The sequence below is a fragment of the Candidatus Omnitrophota bacterium genome (assembly GCA_028715965.1).
Taxonomy (GTDB): domain Bacteria; phylum Omnitrophota; class Gorgyraeia; order Tantalellales; family Tantalellaceae; genus JAQUQS01.
Window position 1 is genome coordinate 1 of sequence record JAQUQS010000035.1, and the last position, 10,295, is coordinate 10,295.

The window sequence follows — 10,295 nt, forward strand, 5'->3', positions numbered from 1 at the left end:
ACTTCGGTCTTTATCGAAGTAAGGTCGGATCACCGTAAACGTTTCGCGATGAAGACATTGTCGTTATTAGTCTCGATCGTATTCATGGTCCAGCAGCTGGCGTATTCCCTTGGGATCAATTATGGCAGTTCCATGCGCATCACCCCTGTGCAGGTAGCTGTGGAGGAAGGGTCCTATAGTGGAAGCATCCTTGGGAAAGAGAAAGGTGATGTAAGTGTAGATATCGAGACCATGGTGGACGAATGCATAGAGACCACGAGTTATGATTTCATAAAGTACAAGAGGTCAGGCAGCGGAGTCGGGAACCTTTTATCGACAGGCAAGGAGCAGGAGCAGGCGGCTGATTACGCGCCTGGATACCTTAAGAGGCAGCAGGCGAAGCACGAGGAGATCTTGAGGCAGAAGAAGGACTCGGAGGACCTGATACTGCAGTTGCAGAACAGGAACCGGAAGCCTGGGGAGGAATACGCGGAGCAATTGCCGCTGAAGAAGAAGATGAGCGCGAGTCCCGGCAGTTTAGGGTACACCGTAGAGGATTTTGACGAGAACGGTAATCCGCGGCAGATGAACGTATACGAATACAACGGTGACGGGTCGATAAAGTCAATAGTGACATACGACATATCGGACGACAATCCCAAGAACTGGCTGGATGGCACGGAGGAGAAGACGGATGACGAGGGGAATACTTCGCATGTGTCGTATCGGCAGCTGGACGCGTCGGATCTCCCTGAGGTGGGGCGGATGATCAAGAAGACGGTATATGACGGGGAGAACATAGACTACATATTGTCTAACTATGACGAGAACGACGTACCCAGGACGATAACGGTATTCGATTACAAGGGCAAACCGGGTGAGGGGCTTGACGAGACGGTGACGTACAACATAGGCGGTCTGGGGGAGGATTTTTCGAAGAAAGTGGACAAGAGTCTTCTTACTGACGAGATGGTAACGCGCAGGACGGTGTATGACGGCAAGGAGGAAGCGTCGATAAGCTACATACTCGAGGGGTACACGGTAAGCGAGGAAGGCGAGAACAGTCCATCGATCATAAGGATCTACGATTACGAATCGGATGAAGACGCTGCGCTGGACGAGGTTCGGGCGTATCACATAGACGGGTTGGAGGAGGAAGGCTGGCTGACGGAGGACGCGTCGCGTCTGGAGAGCCGGAGTGTTTATGAGGGGGACAAGGACGAGGAGCTTGTCCAGTACATGCTTTCGAAGTACGAGGGAGAGGGAGCGGGGATAACGGCTTGGGAGCGCAAGGAGTTCACGTATGACGGAGAGGGTGCCATGCTGGAGAGCCGGGTCTACAACATATCCGGTGTTGACGAGTCGGAGCATGGGACGATGGGGACCGGGGAGCTTGAGGAGACGTCGGTATACGAAGGAGACAAGAACTATGAGATCCTGAAGACGACCTTCAGCGTGTATGACGGGTCGGGTAACGCGACGCGTCAGGCGGAATATGTATACGCGGGCAGGTCGTTAAGGGAACTACGGATATATGGCATTAGTGGGGAAGAGAGCGAGTTATTGGACCTTACCGAATACGAGGGCAAGAATGGCAGTGAGCACGCGGTAAAGATAACGAACTACCTGAACGGCACAAAGGTGAAGGAGCTTGAGTACGAGTACGCGTTCAGCGCTACCGGAGTGGAATACATAAGTGGGATGGAGGAGACGACGTATAGTGGCAGCACGGGCGAGGTTGTTGAGAAGATCTACACGGAGAACTCCATTCTGTACGAGAACGGGGAAGGCGAGCAGGTGGAGGACGCGAACGCGTTCATAAGGAGCCAGAGTCGCCGGTTATATTCGGAGAGGGAGGGCGGCCTGGTGCTCAAGCAGGAGGAGGAGATAATCCTGTCGGGATATACGCATGAGGGGTACGCCAGCCTGGAGGACAGGACGATCTATAACATAACGGAGGAAGGTGAGCGCGGCAGCGGTACTAGGCAGGTGACGGAGAACCGTGACTACAATTTCAAGGGCATGCCGATGTCGCAGAGCATAACGTACTACATGATCGACTCAGAAGGCGTGGAGACACTGGACGTGGTGAAAGACATATGGAGCGAGGGATACGATTATTACGGCAACATATCCGCCAGGGTAGAGGAATCGTATGAAGATGCCGGCAGGACGGAGCTTGCGTCGAGCACGATAGTGGAGAATTTTTATGAAGACGCGATGGCGAAGAAGCGTGGTAACGCGACGCTGACGAGGTCGACGGTATATGCCGGGGACGGTACACAGGTCGAGAAGAACGAGACGGTGACCGAAAGTTTTGATGGGATCGGGAACGCGCTTACGCAGGAGTCGACGCATTTCGTATATGACGACGCGACGGGCGAGTTCGTTAAGGAGAGTTACCGGGCCATAACGAGTTCAGACTACAACGGTCGTGGTGACGCTGAGAGCCAGACGATAACGAGTTACAGGGTGGACATGGCAGGTGGGGAAGAAGTGGTGGTATTCGACAGCATGGAGGAGCTAACGAACCGGGAATTCGACGCGAGCCACCGGGTAACGAACTATATGGTGATCTCTAAGGACGAGTCGGGTGAGACGGTTGAGGAGATAAAGGAGATCCGCATAGTGAACGGGTTCTCGGTCTCCGGGGTGGCGTACGAGCAGCGTGTGGTGACGTATGAGGGGGCGGGAGCGGACGGTAGCGAGAAGGGCAGCGTGATCGAGGTGACGGTAACGCAGAACCTCGTGATAACGGCGGGTGGCAACGTAGTGGATTCGGTGGTAACGAGGTATGAGGACGCCGAGGTCGAGGAAGAAGGGGCGATAATCGTGAGCGGATCGGACAGGATAGACGAGGTCTACATGCACACGGACGCCGGTGATTTCGACAAATACGGCAACGCGCTCAAGCAGACGGTGACCAGCTACTGGTATAATTCGGACGAAGTACGCGAGTTCGGTGACGCGCGGGAGATACTGAACGAGGAATTTGACATACACGGGCGAGTGCTGGGGTCGGTGACGCTCAACTATGAGGATGAGACGAGAGAAGTGCTAGCGAGCGTGAGCCACACGTACGATATAACGTATAACCAGAAAGGTGACGTTACGTACCAGGTGACGGACATGTACGGTGAGTATGACGGGGTATCGGGCGAGATAGTGGAGGCGAGTTACATCAAGACGACGAAGGTAGTGAACGAGTACGTATCGGGATATGACTCTCCGGACACTTCGACGGTGACGGTATACTCGGACAAAGCCATGGCGGAAGGTTCCGAGATAGAACGAACAGTGACGGTAACGGACATATTTAACGGGGATGGTAACGCCGAGCACCAGGTATCCACGCATTACATATACGACGGTGACCTTGGCGGGTTCGTCGAGGAGAGTTACAGCGAGATAACGAACTCAGGATACAACTCAAGGGGCGACGCGATAGCGCAATCGATCATAAGGTATAACGTGGATCTTGTGGAAGGCGAGCGGGTGGAGACGTTCGTGAGCCACACGGTGATGACGAACCGTGAGTTTGACGCGCAGCACAATGTCGTGAACTACATGGTGATATCGAAGGACGAGGCAGGCGATGCGATCGAGGAGATCCAGGAGATCCGGATAGTGGGCGGGTTCTACCCGAGCGGGGTAGCGCATGAGCAGAGGATAGTGACGTATGAATATGACGCGGCCGGGGAGGCGCCGGCGTTCAAGGGCGACGTGATCGAGGTTAATTTCACGCGTAACCTGCAGGTGACCGCTGACGGTAACGTGCTGGAGTCGCTTGTCATAAGGTACGGCGGGGCGACGATCGCCGAGAACGCGGATGGGGAAGCCGTAGGGGATATTGAGCCGGTGGCATCGAGCCTTATAGACGAGACGTACATAACCACGGACGCCGGTGATTTCGACAAATACGGCAGGGCGCTTGAGCAGGAGATCATATCGTTCTGGTACGACACGGATGGTGAGCGCAAGTTCGGGGACGCGCGCAGGGTAGTGAACGCCGGATTCGACACGCACGGGCGGACGCTCGAGTCATACACGTTCAATTACATGGAAGAGGCCATGGAGACGCTGGACAGTGTCGACCATACGCACGGTATAGTCTATAACGATGATGGCAACGTAGAGTACCAGATAACGGACATCTATGAGGGTTACGAGGAGGATGGCGGGATAATAACGGGAACAGGGCATGTAAAAACGACCCGGACGGAGAACGTATACACCTCCGGGGAGGACGCGCCGGACATAAGCACGGTAACGGTATACAGTGACGCCGGTATGGCCGCGGAGAGCCAGGTCGAGAAGACGGTGACGGAGACGACCGAGTTCGAGGAAGGGCAGCCGAAGGAACAGACTTCGACGCATTTTGTGTATGATGACGGTACGGGTTCGTATGTGGAGGAGAGTTGCAGTTACATAGCGTACAGCGACTATAACAACCGTGGAGACGCGGGCCACCAGGACATAATAACGTATCTTGTGGACGATGTTGAGGGAGAGCGGGTGGAGACGTTCAGTAGCCACACGGTAATGACGAACCGTGAGTTCGACGCGCAGCACAGGGTAGTGAACTACATGATGGTCACGAAGAACGAGGCCGGCGAGACCAAGGATATCCAGGAGATACGGGTCGAGGGCGGGTTCCACGCCAGTGGTGTGGGGCGTATACAGATGATGATAACGTACGAGTATGACGCGTTGAACGCGGCCGGGGATTATAAGGGAGACATCAAGGAAGTGAACGCGGTATACAACATGAACATAACCAGCGTGGGCAACGTGATGGATTCTGTGGTGTATCGGTATGAGGCGGGCGAAGTGAACTGGGACACGGGCAAGATCGAGCCGGACGAGAGCACGATGATCGACGAGACATACCTGCACACGGACGAGGAGTCATTCGACAAATACGGCAACGCGTTCGAGCAGGTGGTCACAACGTACTGGTACGATACCGATGGTGAACGCAGGTTCAGCGAAAGCCGGAGGATAGTGAACGAGAGTTTTGATATCCATGGCAGGATGCTTGAATCATACACGTTCAATTACCTGGACGAAGGGATGACCCAGCTTGACAGCGTGAGCCACACGCATGATGTCACGTACAACATATCGGGCAACGTAGAGAACCAGGTGACGGATGAGTACAGCGGGTTCACGATGGAAGGCAGCGAGGTGGTATGTTCGGGGCACATAAGGACTACAACGGTAGAGAACGTATATGACGGAGAGCATGGCACTCCGGTGATGAGCACGGTGACGGTATACAGCGACGTGGATCTTGCCGAGGAGCATTGCACTGAACGCACGGTGACCGAGTCTTTGGGATTTGACGACGCGGGCAACGTACTTGAGCAGAGATCCACGCATTACGTGTACGAATATGACGAATTTTCAGGCACGGGTGAGTTCGTGGAGGAAAGCTACAACCTGATAACGAATTCCGGGTACAACAACCGGGGAGACGCCTCGAGCCAGACGATAATAACGTACAACGTGGATATTATTGATGGTGAGCGGGTCGTGACCTTCGCGAGTCGTAACGACATGACGAACCGCGAGTTCGACGCGATGCATCGCGTAACGAACTACATGGCGGTCTCCAAGAACGAGGCGGGGGACAACATAACGGAGATCCAGGAGATACGGATAGTCGGCGGGTTCCACGCCAGCGGGGTAGCGCATGAGCAGAGGATAGTGACGTACGCGTATGACGAAGCGACTTTCAAGGGTGACATCGTCGGGGTCCAGCTCATAAGCAACTACGAGGTTTCCGGTGGTGGGAACGTGCTGGGGTCAAGGGTGGTGACGTACGGGTACGCCGAGATCCTGGACAACGAGGAGATGGACGGGGCTGATGACGGTGAGATAGTGCTTCTTGACGAGTACCGGATAGACGATACGTACATAGTCACGGCGGCGGAAGATTTTGATAAGTACGGCAGGGCGACGAAACAGACAATGACGAGCTGGTGGTATGATACCGACGGGGCCAGGCAATTTGGTGACGTACGTGTTGTGGAGAACGCCGAGTTCGATACGCATGGGAGGGTGCTGCATTCATATTCGTTCAGTTATAACGATCTGGCGATGTCGGACCTGGCCAGCATGCAGGAAGTATACGGCACCGTGTATGACGTGTACGGTAATGTGCTTTCGCAGGTGGTAGATACCTACGGCGCGTACCATCTAGACGGTACGACCGGGGAAGTGGTCGGGGACGAGTACGTCAACAGCAAACTCATAGAGAACGAGTACACGACGGCGCCATGGAGCGGGAACGCGGATGTAAGCGCCGTGACAGTATACAGTGACATATCGCGCGGCGCGTCGAGCCAGGTGGAGAAGACGGTCACCGAGACGTTGCCAGAGCATTTTGACGATGCGGGTAACCCCCTGGAGCAGACGTCGACGCATTATGTGTATATCGTGGATGAGGATACGGGTGACGGGGATTTCGTGAAGGAGAGTTACAGTGTAATAACGAATTCGGGGTACAACAACCGTGGTGACGCGTCGAGCCAGGTGATAGTCACGTATAACGTTGATTTCGATTCGGGTTCGGAAGTGCACACGTTCCAGGGCTGGACGGAGATGAATAACCGCGTGTTTGACCCGCAGCACAGGGTAACGAACTACATGGTCGTGACGAAGGACCAGAGCGGGAACACGCAGGACATACAGGAAATAAGGGTGGCGGGATTCCACGCGAGCGGAACGGCGTATGAGCAGACCATAGTGACATACCTGTACGATGCTGGGGCGAGTGACGGTACGGGTAGGGGCGAAGTGGTCGACGTGAATTTTATCGAGAACGTGGATATCGCATCGAACGGGAACGTGCTTTACTCGATCGTACATAGCTATGCCGGGGCTACCATAGAGGACGACCCGAACATGCCGGGTGACCGTGACGGCAATATAGTGCTGGACGACGCGGACAGGGCGGATGAGACGCATATATGGATCGAGGAAGGCGATTTTGACGAATACGGTAACGCGCTTGTACAGCATATCGAGAGCTATTGGTACGACATAGACGGGACGCGCAGGTTCGGTGACGCCCGGATGGTGGAGAACCTTGAGTTCGACATACACGCGAGGAGCCTGCATTCATACACGATGAACTATAACGACCAGGCGATGTCGGACCTCGACAGCATGCAGGAGATCTACGGCACGGTCTATGACAACTACGGGAACGTACTCACGCAGGTGGTCGACAGTTACGGTTCGTTCGTAAGGGACGGGGTAAGCGGCGATGTCACGCCGGGCGATTACATGAACACCAAGGTCATGGAGAACGAGTACACGACGGCGCCTGCGCGGGGTAACGCCTCAAGGAGCGTCGTGACGGTATATTCGGACGTATTGAGGGGCGATGAGAGCCGGGTCGACCGTACGGTGACCGAGACCGCCCAGTTCGATAATTTCGGGAACGCTCTCGAGCAGGTATCCACGCATTACGTATACGATGACGGTACGGGCGAATTCATCGAGGAAAGTTACAGCGAGGTGACCAACGAAGGTTATAACAACCGCGGCGACGCCTCGAGCCAGACGATAGTGAACAACGTGGTGGATCTCGTGGAAGGGGAACGCGTCGTATCGTTCCAGAGCCGTACGGACCTTACGAACCGGGTATTCGATTCGCAACACCGGGCGACCAACTATATGTCGACATACAGGGACGAGGAGGGGGACATATTCAAGATCGAGGAGATCCGCATGGTCGGCGGGTTCTATCCGAGCGGGGTCGCGCACGAGCAGAGGGTAGTGACGTACGATTACGACCCGACGCGGGAATTTGAGGATTACAAGGGCGATATCATAAGGGTTAACGTAATAACGAACGAGACCGTATCGGCTATGGGGAACGTGATCGATTCGACCATAACGGTATATTCGGACGCGACAGTGGTGGTGGACGGGGCGATAACGCCCAACCAGGACACTAAGGTCACGAGGACGGTCACACACACGGACGCCGACGATTTCGATAAATACGGCAACGCGCTTTACCAGACGGTGAAACGGGAGGTCAACTCCGGCGGCGAGTTCGTGGAGGAAAGCGTTACGTATATCGAGAGTTCAGGATACGACACCCATGGCAACGCGCATACGCAGATAATGACCGGATACACGGTGGATCTTGAGGACGAGGTAAGGACGGAATACTTCACGTCGCACCAGGTGGTGAACACCAGGGATTTTGACGCGCATGGGAACGCGATAAACCAGGAGATACTTAGCTATAGTGACATAAGCGAGGAGTTCCTGCTGGATGTGCAGGAAATAAGGAGCACGCTTTATCATCCTAGCGGAGTGGCGCTGGAGCAGCGGATCGCGACGTATTCGGATCCGGATAAGACGGACCTGTTGGACATAAAGGTGATAGAGAACACGGATATCGACGCTACGGGTAACGTAGGTACGAGCACGATAACGAAGTATTCAGCGCGGCTGGGGACGGACGTCGTCTCCGGCGAGATCAACCCGGACCCGGCGAGCGCGATAGACAAGCAGGTGGTGTCGACGGTAAGTTACGACGACCAGGGTAACGCGCTCGAGCAGGACATACTCCGTTACTACTACGAAGGCGGGGCGTTCGAGTTAGGCGAATCGCAGATGATAACGAGTTCGGGATTCGACACGCATGGCCGGGCGGCAAATTCGGTGATCATCACCTATAGTGACGAGGCGATGAGCGTGGAGACCGCCAAGCAGGAGATCGACTATCTGAGCTATGACAGGTACGGTAATGTGCTCGAGCAGATCGTCAGGAGATATACGGTGGACGAGGCGACCGGATACGCTACGGTATACTCTGGGTACAGCGAGATAACCAACGTGTATGGTGACGCGGTGGCCCGTAGGCGCGGTAACGCGACCGAGACGACGACCGTTAGTTACAATTCAAGTGACGTTAAGACCGGCAGGACCGTTACGGTATCCAGCAACTTCACGGCCGCGGGGCATGCCCAGGACCAGACGATATCGAGTTACGTGATGGACGGCGAGCTCGAGAAGCTCACGAAGGTGACGGATATCGTGAACGAGAACATAAATAACAGGGGCGACGCGGCCACGCAGCGGATAACGGTAAGCCAGACGGACGCTGACGGGCTGGATGCCCAGGTGATAAGCTATCAGGTGCTTACCAACAGGAGTTACGACACCCAGCACAATATAATCAACCAGGAGATCTTCACCTATACCGACGACACTGAGGAAACGCTCCTGGATGTACAGGAGATACGTAATATAGGCTATTATTCAAGCGGAGTGGCACGTGAGCAGCGGATCGCGACGTATTCGGACTCGGGTAAGACGGATCTTTTGGACGTAAAGGTGGTAGTGAACACGGATATCGACGCCGACGGGAACGTTGGTCGGGCGACGATAACAAAATACGCGGATAGGCTGGCCGGGGACATCATGGCCGGTACGGTCAATCCGGACCCGGATACGGCGATAGACAAACAGGTGGTAACGACGACGAGTTTCGACGCTCGGGGTAACGCGCTCGAGCAGGATATATTAAGGTATTACTGGGAGACAAGCTCGTTCGTGTTCGGCGAGGCGCAGCATATAGAGAGTGCCGGGCATGACATCCACGACAGGGCGGCTACCTCGAGTATAACGAGTTACTCGGACGTGGCTATGACGGTCGTAACGGGCAAACAGGATATAGTTTACTCGAGCTACGACAGGTACGGTAATGTGCTGGCGCAGGTGGTAAGTAAGTATATCCCCGACGAGGCGACGGGCGAGCCGACGGTATATGCCGGCAAGAGCGAGATAACTAACGTATATGGTAACCTTGTTGCCGCAAGGCGTGGTAACGCGACCCAGACGACGACTATCACGTATAATTCGTCGGATGTAAAGACCGGGAGGACGGTAACTGTATCGAGTAACTTCACGGCCACGGGGCACGCCCAGGGCCAGACGATATCGAGTTATGTGATGGACGGCGAGCTCGAGAAACTCGCGAAGGTGACGGATATAGCCAATGAGGACATAAATAACCGTGGCGACGCGGGCACCCAGAGGATAACGGTAAGCCAGACGGACGAGAACGGCGAGAACGCCGAGGTGATAAGTTACCAGGTGCTGACGAATCGGAGCTATGACGCGCAGCATAATATCGTGAACCAGGAGATCTTCACATATACCGACGACACCGAAGCGACGCTACTCGACGTACAGGAGATAAGGAATTCCGGATATAACTCAAGCGGAGTTGCGTACGAGCAGAAAATAGCGACATATTCGGACGCCGCGAAAACGGAACTTTTGGA

1 protein-coding gene is annotated in these 10,295 nt (G+C 54.9%); it reads left to right on the forward strand.

Annotated elements, in window-relative coordinates; all coding sequences use genetic code 11:
- Positions 1-10,295, forward strand: a 10,295-nt coding sequence (locus tag PHH49_08340) for a hypothetical protein (GenBank protein ID MDD5488946.1), incomplete at both ends; no start/stop codon positions are given.